Here is a 19243-nt window from a genome sequence, read left to right as displayed (position 1 = left end):
TCCGCTCGCCGCTCCGAGCGAACGCAAGATATGCCTAAGGAAAGTATGTTGGCCCATCTTACTGTCCACCACGCCGACGTTTTTCGTCTTCGTCCCGCCTGTTAAGATCGGTCGGGCCCAGTGCGTTGTTGTCAGTTCTGGGGAGATTTGCATCATCGGCCTGCGATCCGCCCCCGTAGCCGACAATCTCGACAATCATGATAGAGGCTTGGCCGCTGTTACCGGGCTGACTTGGCAGGCCCGACTGCTGCGTGGCTGCGGTGGCGTTGGAAGCCGTTGCAAGCGCCGCCACCGGCGGCCCCTGCACCGTCGGGACACCCGTCACTGTTCCCTGCCCCGTGATGTTGGCGGAGTTGACGATCTGCAGCGCCGCGAGACTGACGTTGCCGGAGTGGCGGATACCCGCCTCACCGGCATCGATCGTGCCGATAGGCGCGTACAGATCGATATCGCCCGGCGGCACCTGCGGAATCGGATTAAGCGTCGCAATGCCGGCACCGGCCGACGGCACGGTCGGCGACAGCGAGACGTTGCCGTAATTGTCGTAGGCGCGCTTGGGCGGCGTGAAGATCGTCGTCGTCTTCGAGCCGCGGCCGGCGTTGATGTCACCTTCCGCCGACCACACCAGGATGTTGCCGCCGAACGTCGTCATGATGCGGCTCTGGCCGAGCAGCACGCTGCCGAGCGAGTAGACGTCGATGTCGCCCAGTCCCTGCGTGATCAGACCCGCGCCGGCGCCCGGTGTCACGCCCTCGACGCCAATGGTCGTCTGCCCTCCCGGATTGAGGATCTGGATGTCACCGCCGAACTGAGTATTGATGCCGGCGTCGGTGGTTACCGGGACGGTGACCCCATTGATTGTATTGGAGCCCGTGACGCTGCTGAACATGGTGATCTTGCCCGAATACGTCACCGGATTGCCTTGCGCATCCCGATCCGGGAACAGCGTGGCGATTGCCTGCCGGCCGCGCAAATAGCTACCGTAACGACTGCTGCTCTTGTTGTTGTACTCGCGGCCGCCCTCCTTCAACTCCGTGTAGTAGACTTGCCGAACGAACACGCCCTGCTGCTCCGTCGGCAACGTCAGGAAGAAGGCGTACGCATCAGCCTTCGAGCCGGTGAAGACATAGGACTGGCCCTTGAATGAATAGTTCCGGCTCGGCGAGAACCGCTGACGCAACCAATCGTACAATTCGTCGGCGTAGGCCTTTGCGACCTTGCCGCTGCCGGCGAGTGGCGTGCCGTCACCCGGAAGCTGGTTGGCAACGTCGAAATACAGCTTGGCGAAACCAGTGTAGTCAGGACCGTTGGCGCCGACAGCAGCCATCGTGACAATGCCCGCACCGCCAGCGCTGTTGGCCGGATTGACAATATCACCCGCGCTGACCAGTGAACCGTAATAGCCCTGGTACAGGTTGCGGCCGGCCTGCACCTGAAGCAGGCCGGGACCGAGAATAGTGACCGATTGGTCGAAGATATCGCGACCGGCCGTTATCGAAGAGATGTCGTTCGGCCCGGTGTTGAGGAACACGCTCGGCGTCGGGCCGGTGCCCGCGATATCGCGTCCGGCGATCACCTCGAACGGCTTGGCGGCGATATACCAGTTGCTGTGGGTCGGAACGAAACCCGAGAAGAAACTCTTAGTCTTTGTCTGTGTCTGTCCCAGGGTAAGATCGGTGATGTCGATGCCAGCATAGACCAAGGCTGGCTGGCTATCGCCTGCATGCAGGTTGGAGATGGGCAGGTCCTCGCCGAAAGCAATTGGATTGAGTGAATTATCCCGGAAGGCGGCGTTCGCCCAGGCGTTGCTGTCACCAGCGCCGCCGGTGCCCGTGCTGAAGACGGGATTGAGCGGCGTCGCCAGCGTGCTCATGTCCGCGCCGGACATCGCCACCACCTGGCCCGTCCCGTAGATCGAGCCGGCCGCCAGCAGTTCAAGCTGGCCGAGCGGTGACGGCACCAGTTCGATCGCCGGAAGGCTTCCGCCGAATCCAGGTTCGGCAAAACGAATATCGCCGTTGGCGGCCGCTACGATCAGCGTCCCCGGGAAAAGACCGGCGCCGTTGGAGACGATCCCGTTCAACACAGCCGCATCACCGCCCGCAGCGTAAAGGTTGATCGCCGTCGTTGGCGTCCACAACGTGAAGTTCGACTGTCCGCCGCTCTTGAGCGTCGTGCTGCCGTCCGCATTCCGCACCGTATAGGCAATGCCGTTCAGATCGACCGCTGCCGCCATGCCCGCATCGCGTGCGCCGCCAAGCACCAGGTCGCCACGCGTGACGATGCTGACGCTGCCGTCACCTGGGATGAAGAGCGGACCTGGTGTCTTGAGCGAGCGCTTGTAGACGTTCGGATCCGTGGCGCGCGGATCATACGAAACGAGATAGGATCCCCAGTTGTTCTGGGCCAGCGCGCCGACCGATCCGGCACTCACGGTGATGTCGCCACGCAGGTCGCTGATCGAGCCAAAAAAAGTCCGACACCGGGCCGAAAGGTGTGGTCGCTGCCAGAGGATTCAGTCCGCCGCTGATCTTCACAACAAGATCGCCACCGCCGGTTTCCACCAGCGTGCCATTTGGCAGAACGCGTCCAGTCGAGGCGACCGCCAAATCGAGGCCGGTCGATCCGTTGCCTGTCACGCCTGCATTGCCGCCCGCGATCACGGTCAGGTTGCCGCCGCCGAGCGTACCGATGCCCTGGAAGCCGATGAGTTGTTGGGTGTTGCTCCAGGAATAAGTCTTCGCGAACGAACCGAAGTTAATCCACCACGCGGCCGGATCGGCAGAGGAGCCGCCCCCTTGCTGGCGGAACCAGTTAGCTGTGAGATCGGAGTCGACGTAGCGGGTGTTGTTGTCGGCAATCTGAATATTTCCGGTGATGTCCTGTTGCGCGGTGAGCAGGAGATCGCCGCCATGTTCCGGGTACCAGGCGTGCGAGTTGCCGCCACCGGTGATGCCGACCAGATCATACGGATTGCTGCCGTTAGCCACCGGGATCGCTGCCGATTGCGTGCCCGCGGTATAGACTCCGTACGGCGTGGCCTCGCTGAAGCTCCCGCCTGCCAGCAGGTCGAGACTGCCGGTGCCGGTGCGGAGTACGCTGAAGAATGTGCCGTTCAGCGATGAATTATAGGTCGGATCGTTCAGCGTCAGGTTGCCGCGCCCGTTGAGCGCTTGCGTCGTTTGCAGCGCCCGCTGATCAGCGGCCGCAAGATCTGCGCCGCTCACGAGCCGGATGGACGCCGACAATGAACCCCGCGCAAGCATTGCCGCTACCGCCGACGTCGCCGCTGCGGCGGGAACGCCTGGGCTCGTCACCGTTCCGAGACTCGGCCAGGTGATTCCATTCTCGAACGCCGGCCACCACGAACCATCCAATGTTGTGCCCGCCGGGATCGTGCTTCCCGGGGCATAGTTGTTACCAGCAAGGTCATAGAATGCACCCCAGTTTTGATCCCAGGCCTGGTAGAAGGCATCGTTCGGAATCGTCCAGTCCGCCGTGAGGGTGACGTTCCCCGTCGAATAGCGGCCATCGTTGGGGAGCCCCCAAGCGCTGCCACTGAAGGTGCGAAAGAGCGGGCTGGTCGTGATATCGACCAGATTATAGGTCGGCGGTATGCCCGGCGACGACTTGAAGCCGTCGGAAATGCTTCCCTTGACGGTCACGTTGCCGCCGGCGCGGATCACGAGAGCCATTGGCTCGCCGGCACCGTAGGTCACTGAGTTCGGATCTCGATCCGCGCCCGCGCCGTAGCGATACTTGGCGAGGTCGATGTCGCCCAAGGTGGACAAGTCGCCGCTCGACGTGATTTGGACGCCGGGGCGCAGGTGGTACGCGCTGCCGTAGGCCGACAGGCCAGCAACGCGCGTCGCCAATCCGCCATTGCCGAGCGCGGCGTTGATGAAGGCCGTGCTCGCAGCATCATAGCCGTCGAGCGTCGTCTGGGTAATGGTGCTGCCGCCCGGCAGGTCATAGGTCCAGAAGGCGTTGAGTGCGATGCTGTAGGCGCCGTTGATGTTGAGCGGACCTCCGGCGTCGATGGCGACGTCGCCTGAGGTCTCGCCGGTGCGCTGCGCGTTCAGCACGACGTCGCCGTATGCGACGCCGTTCGGCGTGGTGAGATTCATGGTCGCGCCGGGCGACAGCGTGAGCACGCCACCCGCGGCGGTCAGTTCGATATGGCCCCGGTTCTTGGCCTCGACCGGCAGTCCGTAGCTGTCGACCTGAAGCACCGTGCCATGAACATCGAGCGTGCCGGTCGAGGCGAGCGTCAGCCCGTTGCCGGCAGAGAGCCGGATGGTGCCGGGCGCTGCGCCGGACGCATCGATGGTGCCGTTGACGGTCAGGCTGCCGTTGTCGGCGGCGATTGTGACGTTGTGAGCCTTGACTCCGTTGCCGATGACAAGATCGCCATTCCGGATGTCGAAGGCACGCGCTTCGAAGAAGCCGCCCTGGGTCAGCAGCGCGTTGAGCGTCGCGAAATCGGCACTGGAGAGCGCACCGGTGACGACGCTGAAGTCGCCGCTCGCGTAACCACCCGTCGCCGCGCCGTTGAGCGCGCCGCCGAGCGTGACTAGTCCGTTGCCGGCGTTGATGCTGATCGATCCGGCGTTGGCCTTTGTGGCGAAGACGTCGATCGTCGAGCCGGCCGCCTGCGTCAGGCTGCCCTGCAAGCTGTTGAAGATCGCCGTACCGCCGAAGCCGTAGACGGTCGCCTTCTGGATCATGGACGGCTGGCCCGACAGATCGATGCGGCTGCCGTCGTTCAGACGGATGTCGTTGGTGGCGTTGACCACGAACTTGCCGCTCGGCAGCAGGATGGCGGTGCCGATGGCAACGCTGTCGCCGGAAAGATCGATCTCGGCACCCGACACCGTGGTCTTCGCTGCGCTCGGCACGACGCCTGCGAGCGCGACGACATTGAGCGTACCGCCTGCGGCATAGGCTATGATCGACTTCTGCGCGCCGGTCAAAAGCGGCGTTGACAGCGTCAGATTGCCGCCCATCCCGCTCTGGCCGAACACCGCGGCAGGATCGGAGCTCGGTGACTGATAGACAAACAGTTTGCTGTTGCCGGCCGACACGATCTTCGAGCTGCCAATCATGTTGACGTTGTTGAAGCCATAAATCACGCGGTTCGCCGTCGACGTGTCGAGCGAGGCGAAACGGCCGAAGTCAATCTCGTCCGCTACGAGATTTAATGTACCGGCGCCAGTGCCCGGGCCGCCTGCGGCGATGGCCGGCGGCGTGGCGCCGCTGACGCCGTTCCACGTGATCTTGTTGGCAGCGATGGTGGCCTGATCGCCGGCCGCGCCGTAGCCGTAGATCGCCGAGGTGTTCAGCACCAGATCGACACCGCTACCGGTGGCATCGAGACCGGCGCTGCCGAACAGGTTGATGGAGTTCGCGGCGCCGAGCGTGATGGTCTTCAGCGCTGGCGCGCCGTGCAGCGGGTCGCCGTTGAGAAGCGTGTTGAGCAGCGTCTGGTTGAACAGCAAGCCGGCGGGTGCGCCGGCCGCCGCGATGGTGGCGGCATCGCCGATATTGATGGTGCCGACCGCTAGTGCGATGTTGCTCGACCCAAAATGGGCTGTTGGATCAATCGTAGAGGCGCCGTTGGTGACGAACGCCAGCGTCCCTTCGGAATAGAGCGACGAGCCGGCGCCGATATCAATGGTGCCGCTGCCAATATTCGACGGCAGGAAGTTGACGTCACCGTTGGACAGCGCCAGCACGGTGTAGCTGCTAGCCGCATAGCTCATCCCGGTGGATGCGGAATCGAACGGGACTGTGCCCCGCCCGACGGTGTTCAGCGTCACGTTGTTGCCGACGGTGATGTTGTTGCCGATGAAGAACATCTCGCCGGCCGAAAGGGACACGCCATCGCGGATGAAGAGATTATATCCGCTGGGCCTGTAGGCCTGATTGAAGACCAGCGTGCCATTCAAGATGCCAACGGTTCCGTTGACCAGCAGACGCGACGCCTTGAGTGCGTCGATGTCGGCGGCACGGACCGAGACATCGGTGAATCCAGCCGTCGGCACGTCGGAATAAATCTCGCCGACATTCATCAGCGCAACCTGACCGGCGTTACCACCCTGCGCGCCCTGAAACAGGGCCGTTCCGTTGAACGATAGTGCGGAGCCAATTGTAGTCGGGTCCGGGGTCTCGAACTGTATTTCCAGAGCCTTGCCGTCGCTCGGCAGCAGCGGGCGCACGCCGCCGAACTGCGTCACCTTCGCAACCAGGAAGTCGCTGTAGCTCTGCTCATTGAACTGCGAATACTTGCGAACAGACGTACCCGCAGTAATCAGCGCCGTCACCGGGAGGCTGCCCTTGATCGCGGTGTTGGCGATGCCGGTATAGACGGAGGCGGCATAGGTACCGTTGCCGATTGTGGTCGGGTTGCCGATCGGCATCGTCGTGCTGCCCCCAACCTCCACGCGGTATCCGCCGGGCAGCAACGCATAGTTGGATGGCAGCAGTGTATATGTCCCCGCCGGTAGCCCCGGGACGCCGGCAGGTATGGTGATCTGCTGGCCAATCACAGGATCGCCGGCGCCGTTCTCAGGCGCGACTGGCGCATAACCCGACGCATAGCCGGGTACGATAGCGTAAACCTTGTCGTTGGTCTTGCTGAGAGGGGTCGCGGGATTGGCATTGACGAGTGGCGTGTTGATCACGTTCACAGATCCGCCGCGTCCGGAGACGAAGCCCGCGCCGGCGAGCGTGCCGCCGCCCGACATGTCCAGGACCGCGCCGCTCGCAACGTTGATCGACTGCCCGTCCAGGAGGATGCCCGTTTGCGGCCCATTGCCGGTGAAATTGGTCAGGTCGATCGCCCGGATGCTGGTGCCGTTATAGCTGTAGGTGACGCCGTCGATCGTACCGCCATAGGGGATGGTCAGGCCCGCCATAGAGACGGAGGTCAGGCTGCCGGCCAGCAGATCGACATGCGGCGTGAACACGGGCCAGCCTTGGCCGAAGGTCAGGACGCCGAGTGGCGCACGGACGATGCCGCCCTGCTCGATCACCGGCGCCTGGAATGCGAGCTGGCCGAAGACCGAGAACGGTGCGTCCGGAATAGTGTCGGTGGTGCGTCCGATGGTCAGCGTCGTGGTCGGGTCGGAATTGCCACTGCCCGCGGTCACGACGGCGCTGGTGTTGGTTGCTGGATAGATCTGCGCGGCGAGAAGATTCAGATTCCCGCTGGTCGCAAACTGGGTCTTCTCAACTCCGGTCATCGACAGGAAGCGGATGTCGCCCTGGCTGAACAGCGTCGTCAGGAACCCTGGCGCATACATGTTGTTCGGCGCCCGCGCCGAGAATTCGACGAGACCCTGGATATCGATCTGATTTGCGTGAGCCTCGAAGGTGGCCGATGTCGGCAACGCCGCGCCGCCGGGATTGCGGATGCTCCCGCTGACAGTCCCGTCCGGAACATTGGCTGTCGGTTCGGTGAACAGGATGTATGGGGCCGACACTCTCACGTTGCCGGTCGTGGCCGGCATCGAGCTATCGATCGGTCCAACGACGGGAGCTCCCGACGTGAAGGCCGCCGCGGTCAGCGTCAGGCTGCGTCCCATCGCCAGCGACACATTGCCGGAGAACTGCATGTAGTCGCCGGAATTCAGGGTGAGGCTGTCGAACCCGCCGGCCTTGACCATGTCGGCGCTGACCGTGGTCTGCCCGAACATGAGCGATGCGGCGTTGGTGCCCGGCGCGCTATCTGCCGGCAGCGGCGAATCCGGGCGTCCCTGCACCACCGTCATCACACTCGGCACGATTGGACCAGTCGGCGGCACGCTATTGGGGAAGGACAGCGTGTCGAAGAACGGCGTGGTGAGCGCGATCGACAAGCTGCCGCCCGAAGCGCCGACACCGCCGGCTACCGCGTGCAGATTGCCGTCTAGGTAAAGCCCGCTCTGCGAGGACAGCGTGACAGAGCCGCCATTGGTGGCGATCGTCTGCGGTTGACTGCCGGCGTTTGCGTGTCCCGCCGCGAAATCGATCGCGACCTGCGTGCCATCGGCATTGAGTTCGGCGCCCGGACGAATGATCACGAAGGCGCCGCCGCCGTTGATGGTGATGTTGCCGCCGTCGGTCGCCTGCCCGAAAGCATGCCCGGCCGCGTCGGACGCCCGGTAGGCCAGACCCGAGACATCGAGCTTGGCAGCGGCATCGACCCAGATCGAGACGCCGCGACCATTGCCCTGTGCGTCGAAGTTACGAGCAGCGTCAGTTGAAGATCCATCGGCATCATTGACCAGCTTGATGCTACCGCCGTGCGCGGTGAGGTTGCCGAACACGCTGATCTGACCGAAGGCATCGAGGGTGATGCTCTGGCCCGGATCAACACTGATCGAGGCGCCATCGCCAACGACAATGGCGCCGCCGCTTGCGATCGGACCAGTCCCGGACCTGATAAACGAGTGTAGCGCAACGCTGACCCCGCCCCGCTGGGTGAGCGTAGCCTTGAGCGGATCTTCAGTGAACAGCGGCGGCGTCCACAGCGCCATCGCCGACGATGGAGCGCTGCCGGCCGGCATCGCATAGCTATCCGCCGTGAAGCGGTAGACCGGCATCGCGGCCGCAACCACAGTGTTGTTGGCAACCACAACTCCCAGCCCGCCATTGATGTCATAGTTCGAGAATCCGGCCGTGAAGAACGAGTACTGGAGCGCGGGTGCAGGTTCGATGGCCACGGTTTGCGGTATCACCGCGCCGGCCGGAATAATGCTGCCGACCGGGTAGGTCATCGGCGTGGGCTGAATTGTTCCGGCTGCGTAGGTGACCTGGTAGGGATTAACCGGAAGACCGTTTGGAAAGACGTTTGAGGGAACGATGGTCCCGGCGGGGATTTTTCCACCTCCCGCCCAGCTGGTGATGATCGAACCGGCAGGCACAATGGACGACCCACAGGGCCATCCGCCATAGCAGCCGCTGTCGGTCCAAACCAACAGTCCGGTCGGAACCTGCCAATCAGCGCCGGTCGGTCCGCTGGGCAATGTGTTGCTCAGTGTTACGTCAGCGAGTAGCGGCGTATCGAAAACCATTGTGGTAAAGGTCAGCGTCAACGGAGCCGGCAGCGGCTGTCCCGCCGGAATGGTCATGGCCTGCTTCAACTTCACTGCAGCTGGCGCCGGCGTACCGGCAGGCAACACACCGCCAGCGAGCTCAGCATTGTCGCCGATCAGGATGTTGCCGGGCGTGGAGATCGTCAGCGTGCCGCCACCGGTGACGCCCCAGGCGCGAATAGCGCCGTCGAGCACGAGCGTTCCAACACCCGGCGTTCCGGCGTTCTGCTGCGTGTGACCGGCATTGATGGTGACGTTGCCGCCCTTGCCACCCAGGGTCTTGCCATTGGCAAGAATGGCGCCACCTGAGGAAACGTCGATGGTGCTGCCGGCCGCAAGCGTCACGTTCTGCGTCGAATCGAAGGTGACGCTGCCGCCATTGAGGAAGGCCAGATTTGCGGCACTGTCCGGATCGGTCATGGCGTTGACCCACAAGCCGCTGGTGTCGATCGTCGCACCCGACGCCAGCGTCAGTTGCGCGCCGCCGGCTGCAATCGTCAGCACAATCGTCCCGGTCGTGCCAGCCGTGATGTTGCTGATGGTAACGCTGCCGGAATGCGCGACAATATCGGCCCCGACGTTGACGGTCGGCGCGACCAGCTTGACCTGCGCACCGGGCGCGAACTGCAGCGGTGCCTCGACGGCGATCTTGTTGCTGGTTACGACGTTGAGGCCGCCGAGGTTGAAGCTGTCGACCGACGCGGCATTGAACCAGGCGGTATTGACGCGGTCGGACGGCAGCACGCCGGTTGCCGTGAGGCCGTTGGTGATCGATGCGACCGATCCGAACTTCACGTCGGTGTTGTAGCCGCCGGCCAGGCCATAACGGTCGTACTGTCCGAGCGCGAGTGTGCCGGCGAGTGGCGCGATGTTCTGGGTCAGCTTGTAGCCATCCGTGACGTTGGATGGACGGGCGCTGGTCTGCCGCGTGCCGGTGACGACGTCGGCGACGATATTGCCCTCGAAGATGGATGTTGGCGTGGAGAGGATCAGCTTGCCGGCATCACGCCCGACGGTGTAGCCGTCCTCCCACCGGGCGTTCTTGTTGCCGCCGAGGCGATGGGTGTAGATCTCGACGACTCCGGCGCGTTCGTGATTGACGACGAAGCCATCGACCGCGGCCACATAGGTCAGGTAGCCGGGGGCATTGTCGACACTGTAGGTGCGTCCATCGCTACCAAGCAAAGCGCTCTGGGCGAGGTAGCCGCCCTGATACTGCAATGAACCACCGGAGACATTGAAGATCGAGCCCTGTTGCGCGACGACCTGCGGCGCTGAGAGTGTGATCGTGCCGCCGACCGCGGTCCACTCGCCGATCGTGTGGCCGGTAGTGTTGAGATAGCCCGAGACCTCGAGCAGACCGCCAGGGGTGTAATAACGGTCGGTGGCGTAACCGCCGGTGCCGGCCGGCACCAGGATCAGATTGCGAGCGTCGATCCAGACATTGCTGTTGAAGAGCTTGCTGCTGTCGCGGTTGGCAGGCGAATCGCGCAGCTCATTGCCCTGGATGTTGACCTCGAATTCATTCGACGACATCGCCAGCGGAACGTTCTGCACCCCGGACACGTCGATGCTTGCGCCGGCCTCGGCGAAGACGCGCTGGCCGGCGCTGACCGCGACCTGCCCCCCCTGGGCCATGGTCAGCGAGCCGGTTTGGAAGTCGACGAGGCCGCCGGTGACGATCTCGATGCGCGACTGGTCGGGTCGGTCGGCCAGCGTCGAGAGATTGTCGAACCGGCCGGTCGCAAGGGCATTAACCCCCGCCGACGCGATCAAACCATTCCGTTTCGAGTTCTGCGCGGTCGTATTCGGATCGATGCCTGCGAGCAGCGCCGCCGCTTCAGGTGTCTCCGGCAGGATCGCGGCAACGCTGTTCCCCGTCAAGGTAACGCTGCCGGTGACATCGCTGGCCGAGTTGAGCAGATGGATGGTGCCGCGCTGGTCGACCGATGTGGTCGACAGCAGGATGCCGTCCTGCGTGATGGCATGACCGGCGAGCGTGATGTCGCCGTGCTGGGCGAAGATCAGGCCGGTATTGTTGACGGTGCCGCTGCTGCTGCCGCTATGCAGCACAGGCGCGATCTCGTTGCCACGCGTGGTGGAATTCACGTTGCCGGTGGTGGCAAAACCAGTCCGGAGGATAAAATCGTCGCCGGCCGCCAGCATCGCCTGGCCCTTGGGCGTGGTGATGGAGCCGGCGTTGTCGACCTCGGTCCCCATCATCAGCACGAAGCCGCCGCTCGACGTGACCGAGGCCGGCGCATTGGTGTTGATCAGCGCGCCGTTCTCGACGACGATCTTGCCCCCTGCCCCAGTGAAGCTCGGCAGATAGTTGCTGCCGCTCTGTGTCGAATAAATGCCGTTGGTGAGGAATTGGTTGTCGGTGATGTTTGCGGTCGACGCGATCAGCGAGCCGACATTGATCTGGCTACCGCCGCCGAAGATGATGCCATTCTGGTTGATCACCAACACCTGGCCGATGGCGTTGATGTTGCCGAGGATCTGACTGGGACCGAGATTGCCGGTGACACGGTTCAGCGCGGTCCAGCTGCTCGCCTGCTGATTGAAGTTGACCGTGGTCTTTGCGCCGACGTTGAAGGTCTGCCAGTTCAGGATCGCCTGCGGCGCGGTTTGCTGAATGTTGACGTTGGTCTGCCCGTTGGCACCGACCGCCTGGGTCGGCGCATTCGCTCCGCTCCAGCCGGCAACCGGATTCGGCACCAGGCCGCCCGGAGTCAGTCCATTTGGCACGGCCACGCCCGGCAGCATCGTCGAGGTCTGGCGCGCCTGTGCGGCCGCGCGTGCGGCCGCCTGAACCGCCTGCATCGATTGCAGCGCCTGGGTGGCGCGCGACAGCGACTGCTGGGCCTTCTGCGCCGCCTCCTGCGCCTGCTGCGCGGCAGCCCGGGCTGCATCCGATGCGATCGTCGTGGCACCGGTGGTCGCACTCGTGCCGGACCCGACCGAGATGGCATGCGCACTCGGCATTCCCAGCACCAACGCCAGCAGGCTTGTTCCGGCAAGCAACGTGCGGCGTGTGGCGATGGTTGGTCTCACGCAAGGTCTGACCTGCGCACCAGTCTTGACATCGCGATACAAACGGCGGGCACGGGACGAATTCTTGCGGACCGACATGGATTTTCCTCTGGGCGAATTGCGGACGTGGTCGCGATCAGGTCTGTTTGTGAGCGGCGCCTGGCGGAGACGCCAGGCGATCGGATACGGCTTTGGAGGTCATGTCGGCGGAACGATGCGAATTACTGGACTGTGACGGGTGCGGTTGGCCCGGAGGGACCCAGCTCCGGGTCAGCGTGGTGCGCTGCGGCTGGTGCGATGGGCAGGTTCTTGCCGTTGGCCGCGGGGGCCTTGGGCAGTTCCTCGCGCAGATACGCGATGAGCTGCTGCACGAGGTGATCCCAGATCTCGATCTGGGCGCGCAGGTGGTTCGGCGCGACGCCGCCGGCGACGGAGAGATCGAGCGAGAGCACCAGGAACGGATGGCTGAGCTGCAGGCGCGCGAAGCGGCGGGTCGCATTCCAGCGGTTCACGAGATCGAGCGGCAATTCGCCCTGCACCTGGAGGACGGCCAGGAATGCGACATCGAGGAATCCCTGATCGGCGCCGGAGAGTCGGTTGCCCGGCCGGATATCGAACGCGAGACCGTTGGTCGCCGAGCGCAGATAGGTCGTATTGGTGACCGGGTCAGTTACCGTTTCAGTCCGGTACCCGGAAAGTTGGATGATCTCGCGGAGGTTGTCGAGGGTGAGGTGGGTGATCGTGGTGTCGGACATAGCGGGCTCCTGAGAAAATGTGTGTGAGACGAATAAGTCAGTGGGTTGATGATTGAAGCGATTCGACGGGCGGGGTGGCAGCATCGCTGCCGGGCCCCATCGACTGCGTGCGCGCCGCAACGACTGAATGAGACGGCCATGTTAAGCTTTGCGCGATGACCGCAGCCTGGGCCGCCCCGCATTGAGTCGACCGCTCCGGGCTGACGCCGTGGATTGTTCGCGCCAGCTCGGCGACGACATCGTTTGCAAGACAATTGCAGGCGGCGGTGGTGAGATGCAGATGACGGCGGGCCACGCGAGGCATGACGGCAGAGCGCTTGCGCCCGCCCGCCGCCTGGGAGCCGACGATCCCGCAGCGGCCGGCTGCGAGATCGCCGGCGAACCTGGCATCGATCCGCAGCACGGGTGCGTCGATATCCTGATCGGGCTCGTCATGGATCGGCAGGTCCTGCAGCGTGGCGCGCATATCCCCGATCAGCAGGCGCAGATGATGGTGGATCTCCTCGCTGTGCGACAGCAGCTCTTCGATAAGCACTCCGCCCCCCCAGCAGCAAGTCCGCTTCGATCGCGATGTTCAGCCGAACGGCCTCGAGGAGCACGGGAAACACCTTGCGGATCCGCCAGGAGCTGACACCGCTCACGGATTCGTCGCCGCCGTTGATCACAATGCTGCAGCGGACGGTCAGGCATGTAGCCCCATCGGCGCTTGTTGCGATCAGGTCGCCGAGCTGCACCGACATCCTGCATCCAGCAGGGAGAACCCGTGCGCCACTGAGGCGAACCGTGGTGCTCCGGTAACCACACGCGTCGAGCACGGCGCGCACGTGGTCGGCGGTCAGCAGGGGCTCGGGCGCCAACGGCGGATTGAACGGAGCGATCGGCATCGGGAAGCTACCTTGCAGCCCCGACCTGCCCACCGAGCAGCGACGACAAGGCAAGCTCGTTGACGACCGGTGGATTTTGCTTGAGCAGCTCCGCCAGATAGGCGCGCCGCAGCACGGCCGCACGTTCGGATCGCATCTGCTGGACCAGCTGATCGCGCACCTCGGGAAGTGTGCGTGTATAGGACGCCTTGGTGTCGATCAGCTTGAGGATGTGCCAGCCGTCATCGAGCCAGATGGGCTCGGAGATGGCACCCTTGGTCAGTCCCATGACCTGGGAACGGATTTCTGGGCGGATCTGGCCTTCTGCGATCCAGCCGAGGTCGCCGCCATTCTTGGCGCCAGTTTCGCCGGCGATCGCGGCAAAGTCCGCCCCCGGCGCCTTCAGCTTGCGTTGAATTTCGTCAAGGCTCTTGCGAGCCCTGTCCTCAACCACCTTGTCCGCAGTGTCCTTCGGGCTCGCGACGAAGATCTGCGCGAGCTGGAATTGTCGCGGCATCACCATGGCGGTACGGTTGGCATCATAGACCGCCTGCAACCCGTCATCGCTCGGATAGTTGGCGGGCGGCGTTGACACCGCTTGCAAGTAGATCTCGACCAGGGCGCTCTCCCGCACCCGCTCGAGCTGGGCCGCCACGCCCGGCTGCTGATCCCATTTTTTTGGCCCGCACTTCTTGCAGAACAAGCCGGTTGGCGAGCAACGTGCGGACCGTTTGGCTTAGCAGCGCCGGATCCTGGGTGAGCGCCGCCTGTTCGCGTGGACCGAGAGCCGCGATATAGCCACGGATATCATCGGCCGACAGACTGGCATCGCCGACGCGCGCAATCACATCGCTGCTGCCGGTCTTTGCGGAAGACGCGCCTTGTGCCGCCGGTGGCACTGCGGCCTGAGCGGACAGCGGCTGCGCCGGCTTCGGCTTGATGGATGCAGCCTGCGCCGGACGCGGCGCCGCGGGCGCGGTCTGGGCCATACCTTCGGCCGGCAGGCAGAACAGCGTGACTGCTGCCGCGACAATGGATGCCGGTTTCCCGACCTTGATGATGACCGTCCTGTTCATGGTGTCACCTTCTGATCGAGGATCTTGTCACGGGTGTCCTGAATGGTGTTCTGGAATTCGACGCGGCGCAAACCGAGAGCCGGCTCATGGGCGACGATAGTGTCGCCGATGGTGACCTCCTGGTAGCGATGCAATAGCTCGCGGCCGGCCTTGAGCAGCTGACCGTTCTTGGCGACGCAGCCCTTGGTGCTCGCCTTGTACGCGGTGGCCTCGCCCTCGAATTTTGCGCGTTCGGCATCCTTGGTGCGGGCGACGGTGGCAGCCTCCTCGTAGGCGGTTTTCCATTTTTCAAGCGTCTCGTCGCGTTCGCCGAGACGCTTGTTGAATTCCTCAACCGCCTCGCGCTGCTCCTTGCGAACCAGCCGCACCTCGGCCTTTGCCGCATCGACCTGTGCCTTGGCTGCCGCCTTCTCACGATCGAAATCGGCGATCTTGGCCTGGAGTGCGGTGCGTTCATCCTCGAGCTGACGCAATTGAGCGGTAGAACTGCGCAACGCCTCGCGCAGGCGATCGGCCTCCGTGTCGGCAAGCGCGGCCTGGGACAGCATCGTTGATGAGACCGAGGCAAGCAGGGTCAGACAGACTATCCGTGTCTTCATGATCAGAACTTCGCGTTGAGGTCGACTTGCAGGACGTCGACGGCGTATGGGGACCCGGAGATGTTGGTGGCGCTCATCCAGCGCAAGGACGCCCAGACGTTCTCGCTGAGGCCGAGATTGCCGCCGAGGAAATAGCCCTTGAGGTTGGTGCCGCCGAGCCCGAAGTCGGAATCGGCGAAGGCATCGATGGTCGCGTCCGATTCCAGATATTTGTAGCCAACGTGGACGTTCCAGTCCCACAGACGCTTGATCTCGCGATCGCCGACAGTGACGCGGGTGAGCCAGCCCATGTTGCCGCCGTCGTAAACGCCAGGCGTGTTGCCGACGCCCGGTCCGAAGTTGTTGACGGCAACCTGGCTGATAAAATTGCGATCGAACGCGCTGTTCCAGACGTACTCGCCGTCGAGCACGATGTGCGCCGGATGGAAGTACCCGAGATCGAGCTGGGCGCTGGCGACGACCGGCCGGAACGCGCTAGCCAGGCCAAAATACTGGAACTGGTTGATGGCGCCGAAATTGTTGAAGGTGTCGGGGATGATGTTGCGCAGCTCCCGGTAGGTGTTGCCCTTCTGCGCGAACAGGGGACGCATGATGTCGGTGTCGCAAACATCCGATGCATTGCGTACCGTGCAAGGACTGGACAGCTGGCCCTGGACATTGGTGAAGTCGTAGTACGCCACTGCAAGACGCAGGCTGGATTGCGGGTCGAACTGGTAGCCAACCCCGGCCTGTCCGCCGAACAGCCACCTGTTTTTGCTCGCGAATTTATATGGCAGGCCGGCGTTTGGGTCGCCGACGCTCGCACCGGCCGAGCCGAGATTGATGCCGGCGTTGAAATCGGTGTTGTAGATCGGAAACGCGCCGGCCACGGCGAAGGGCGTCAGACCTTTGGCGACCTCGTGCTTGGCCTGTACGGCGACACCATCGAAGCCGAGGTCGCGGTACCAGAAAAGATCGGCCGGCGACCAGAACGGGTTGTCGAAGCGGCCGACCGAAACGGCCAGATCATCGAATGGCGAATATTTCAGGAAGGCGCGGTCGAGCCACAGCGCGTATTTGGAGAAGTTGCCGCCGTTATAGCCGAAGGTCTGGTTGGTTGAGACCGGCGAATTGTTCTCGCCGGTCGCGATACGCAACCCCGCGGTGAAGCCGTTGGTCAGGTCCGCATCCATGCCGAGCCGGGCCCGGAAGCGGAACTGGTTGCGGTTTTGGGCGGTGTCGTAAGTCGGCGGCCAATAGGGATTGCACCCCGGGGACAGACAATTGTCAAACGGCGAGCCAGTATTGATGGCATTGAAGTTCGTGGTGCCGGCGGGATCGTTCCCGGTCGGAAAGAAGCTCCCTTGATAACGCGCGCGCAAATCGCCGTAGAAATGGATGCGCTGCGCCCATTCGGGGTAGAGGCCCGGGGACGCCCAATTCTCTTTCTCGGCCTTGGCCATCACCTCACGCTTAATCTCATCGCGTAACTGCCGTTTGACGATTTCCGGCACATAGGTGACGTGCTTGGTGCCGGGAGGATTGGCCGCCGCGGTTGCCGCCGTGGCGGCCTTGGCGGCCTCATCAGCCTTGGCGGTGGCGTCCTTGGCGGCCTGCCGCGAGACATAGGCCTCGTCCTCGGCCTGCTTGATCAGGGATTGCGCTTCGTCCTCGCTGAGGAGCTTCCGCTTGACCATCAGGTTCAGGAGATTGACGGTCGTATTCGGCGAGGTCGGTTTGGCCTGCGAGATGGCAGGCTTCTTCCCATCGCCCTTCTTCGCCGGTGCGCTCTCCTGATCGGCGGCAGTTTGGCCAAGCGCCGGGGCCACGCAAAGCAGCGCGCACAGCGAAACCGCGAGCGGCAGTGTGCGCCGGCGTGTAGATGAATTGATATCGAACATCAGTCCCCAGTCCTCTTACGCATCATGTCTGTGGTGAAAATCGCCTCAGCTCGGCCGACGCGCGGTGACGCGCGCAACCATCGGCATCGGCATGTCTTTCGGCGGCGGCTCGCGCAGCACCAGGCTGCCGAGCACCTCGTTGCGAATGACGGCATCAAGCTCAGGATCGCCCGTCGAGGAGACCTGAACCCGGCCCACCCGGCCCGTGGCGTCGACCCACAACCGCACCTGCACCTGCATCGCCGCGTTGCGGGTTCGGCCGTTAGCGCGCAGCGCCGTCTCGATTTGCGATTGCACGATCGAGGCGTACCAGCCCCAGCGGCTGCCACCGCCGCCACCGCCGCCATACGGGCTGCCCCCTGGCTTGCCGCCGAGGTTGAAGAGATCCCCCGGCCCCGTCGCCTGGGCATCGAGCGACAGCGGTCCCGGCGGCTCGTCGTTCTTGGCGTCCTTTGGCTCGTCCTTCGGCTGGTCGAGCGGCTCGTCTTCCTTGAACTCCGGCTCGGCCATCTTCGGCTGCTCGATCATCTTCTGCTCGGGCAGCTTTTGTGGCGGGGGAGGTGGCGGTGGTGGCGGCGTGATGTTGACGATCGTGAGCTCACGCACCTGCCGCGGCGGCGGCAGATCGTCGTGGCCGATCAAGAGGTAGCCCGCCCCGCCGAACAGCAAGGCGATCACGGCAACCGCGGCGCCATAGCGCAGATAGGAGCTGCGGAAGCGCGAACGTAGACCTATCCTCGCCGCCAGCTCGCCCGGCGGATACCCAACGTCCCTCGGCTCGCTCATGACGCGTCCTCGACCTGCCGGCGATCGCCCTGCCGCTCGATGCAATATTGGGCGACGAATTCCACCAAAGTGGCGAACTCTCTCGTCTCCAGCGTCAGCTTCAGGGCGGGCGAAGCATCAATCTTCAGATGAAAGGTCGCATCCTCAGTGTTGAACTCGACATAGGCGTCACGATCGAGCGACAGCCGCGGCCTGCGGCCCCGCGATATCGTTGCCAGCAACGGATCATCCACCGTCTCCGCGAACCTGACGCGTTCACGGAGCGCGCTCGCGAGATTGACCAGCAGCGCTTCACCCCGGACCGGGAACGGCAGGACGACGGCGCCTTCGCGATTGCGTCCAGTCGCGAAGACGGGCGCAACGTCTTTGACTACCGGGTCGACCAGCCGCAGCCGGACGAGCGTTCGCAGCAACGCATCGAGAACCCGTTCATAGGCGCTCTTGCCGGACACGGGCGTGTGAGGGACAGGCGTTTGCATCGGCATCAGACCGCGTCACTTCACGAGCGGCTTGGTGGCGAGACCGACCTGGTTGAGGCCGATGCGCCCCAACAGGTCGAGCACGTCCATCACGCTCTGGTATTGCGCCTGTGCGTCACCGCGCAGCACCACCGGGAACTCCGGCGTCAGCGCCTTCTGTTGCACCAGGCGCTGTTCGAGCTCGGGCAAACTCACCGGGATGGTGTCGAGAAAGATCTTGCCGTCGTTGGCGACGGTGATGGCCTTGGTGGTCTGGGTCGCCAGCGACGGCGCGGCGGAGGCCTTCGGCAGGTTGACCTTCTGGCCCTGCACCGTCGCCGTGGTCATGATGATGAAAATCACGAGCAGCACGTAGGCGAGGTCCAACATCGGGGTGATGTTGATGTCGTCGTACGGCTTGGAGTCGCTCTGGATTTGCATCGCCGTTACTCCGCGGCCATGCGATGATCGATCGGATCGGGACGATCCGCGGAGTAGAACTCCGCCATCTTCGTCACGAACTCGTCGACGAAGACCTGGATGTCGGAGCTCAGATCCTTGATCTTCGAGATCAGGTAGTTGTAGCCGAACAGCGCCGGGATCGCGACGCCGAGACCGGCGACGGTCGCGACCAGCGCCGCCGCGATACCGGGCGCGATCGCGTTGACGTTGACATCGCCCGACTGCGATCGCCGCGAAGGTGATCATGACGC

The 19243-nt window shown here is 63.8% G+C and carries 11 protein-coding genes and 1 pseudogene; all 12 read right to left on the bottom strand.

The features are described from left to right. Positions 1 to 58 precede the first annotated feature (58 nt). Positions 59 to 2434, bottom strand: a complete 2376-nt coding sequence (locus AC629_RS19285; RefSeq protein ID WP_084806610.1) for a filamentous hemagglutinin family protein — start codon at positions 2432 to 2434, stop codon at positions 59 to 61. After that, positions 2370 to 12212, bottom strand: coding sequence for a two-partner secretion domain-containing protein (locus tag AC629_RS19280; RefSeq protein ID WP_084806609.1), 9843 nt, complete (start codon positions 12210 to 12212; stop codon positions 2370 to 2372). The genes AC629_RS19285 and AC629_RS19280 overlap by 65 nt, the downstream gene beginning before the upstream one ends. A gap of 122 nt (positions 12213 to 12334) precedes the next feature. Continuing rightward, positions 12335 to 12868, bottom strand: a complete 534-nt coding sequence (locus tag AC629_RS19275) for a YbjN domain-containing protein (protein ID WP_084806608.1) — start codon at positions 12866 to 12868, stop codon at positions 12335 to 12337. A gap of 37 nt (positions 12869 to 12905) precedes the next feature. Next, the gene (locus AC629_RS19270; protein ID WP_084806607.1) at positions 12906 to 13403 is read right to left on the bottom strand and encodes a hypothetical protein; all 498 of its coding nucleotides are present in this window, start codon (positions 13401 to 13403) and stop codon (positions 12906 to 12908) included. A gap of 356 nt (positions 13404 to 13759) precedes the next feature. After that, a complete protein-coding gene (locus tag AC629_RS50195; protein WP_349531127.1) occupies positions 13760 to 14326 on the bottom strand; it encodes a peptidylprolyl isomerase in 567 nt (188 codons plus the stop codon). Next, positions 14292 to 14807: a SurA N-terminal domain-containing protein gene (locus AC629_RS50190; protein WP_349531126.1), complete on the bottom strand. Its 516-nt coding sequence runs from the start codon at positions 14805 to 14807 to the stop codon at positions 14292 to 14294. The genes AC629_RS50195 and AC629_RS50190 overlap by 35 nt, the downstream gene beginning before the upstream one ends. Next, positions 14804 to 15406 carry a hypothetical protein gene (locus tag AC629_RS19260; RefSeq protein WP_084806606.1) on the bottom strand — a complete coding sequence of 201 codons (603 nt, stop codon included), beginning with the start codon at positions 15404 to 15406 and terminating at the stop codon, positions 14804 to 14806. The genes AC629_RS50190 and AC629_RS19260 overlap by 4 nt, the downstream gene beginning before the upstream one ends. Positions 15407 to 15408: 2 nt before the next feature. Then, positions 15409 to 17286, bottom strand: coding sequence for a putative porin (locus tag AC629_RS19255; RefSeq protein ID WP_084806605.1), 1878 nt, complete (start codon positions 17284 to 17286; stop codon positions 15409 to 15411). Positions 17287 to 17331: 45 nt separating this feature from the next. After that, complete coding sequence (locus AC629_RS19250; protein WP_084806604.1) at positions 17332 to 18072, bottom strand: energy transducer TonB; 741 nt, start codon at positions 18070 to 18072, stop codon at positions 17332 to 17334. Beyond that, on the bottom strand, positions 18069 to 18557 hold the full coding sequence (locus AC629_RS19245; protein ID WP_245331917.1) for a hypothetical protein: 489 nt from the start codon (positions 18555 to 18557) through the stop codon (positions 18069 to 18071). Before AC629_RS19245 ends, AC629_RS19250 begins: the two co-directional genes overlap by 4 nt. A gap of 9 nt (positions 18558 to 18566) precedes the next feature. Next, positions 18567 to 18971 carry an ExbD/TolR family protein gene (locus tag AC629_RS19240; RefSeq protein ID WP_084806603.1) on the bottom strand — a complete coding sequence of 135 codons (405 nt, stop codon included), beginning with the start codon at positions 18969 to 18971 and terminating at the stop codon, positions 18567 to 18569. Between the two features lie 5 nt (positions 18972 to 18976). After that, positions 18977 to 19243 (bottom strand): annotated as a pseudogene (locus tag AC629_RS19235) (MotA/TolQ/ExbB proton channel family protein); the annotation flags it as partial.

Source organism: Bradyrhizobium sp. NAS80.1 (genome assembly GCF_001908205.1).
Taxonomy (GTDB): domain Bacteria; phylum Pseudomonadota; class Alphaproteobacteria; order Rhizobiales; family Xanthobacteraceae; genus Bradyrhizobium.
The sequence above is the reverse complement of the archived record's forward strand: the minus strand, read 5'-3'. Positions and strand labels throughout refer to the sequence as shown.

Coding starts and splice junctions, on each gene's coding strand:
- AC629_RS19280 (WP_084806609.1), bottom strand. CDS start 12,212: ATGTCGGTCCGCAAGAATTCGTCCCGTGCCCGCCGTTTGTATCGCGAT.
- AC629_RS19275 (WP_084806608.1), bottom strand. CDS start 12,868: ATGTCCGACACCACGATCACCCACCTCACCCTCGACAACCTCCGCGAG.
- AC629_RS50190 (WP_349531126.1), bottom strand. CDS start 14,807: ATGAACAGGACGGTCATCATCAAGGTCGGGAAACCGGCATCCATTGTC.
- AC629_RS19260 (WP_084806606.1), bottom strand. CDS start 15,406: ATGAAGACACGGATAGTCTGTCTGACCCTGCTTGCCTCGGTCTCATCA.
- AC629_RS19255 (WP_084806605.1), bottom strand. CDS start 17,286: ATGTTCGATATCAATTCATCTACACGCCGGCGCACACTGCCGCTCGCG.
- AC629_RS19250 (WP_084806604.1), bottom strand. CDS start 18,072: ATGAGCGAGCCGAGGGACGTTGGGTATCCGCCGGGCGAGCTGGCGGCG.
- AC629_RS19245 (WP_245331917.1), bottom strand. CDS start 18,557: ATGCCGATGCAAACGCCTGTCCCTCACACGCCCGTGTCCGGCAAGAGC.
- AC629_RS19240 (WP_084806603.1), bottom strand. CDS start 18,971: ATGCAAATCCAGAGCGACTCCAAGCCGTACGACGACATCAACATCACC.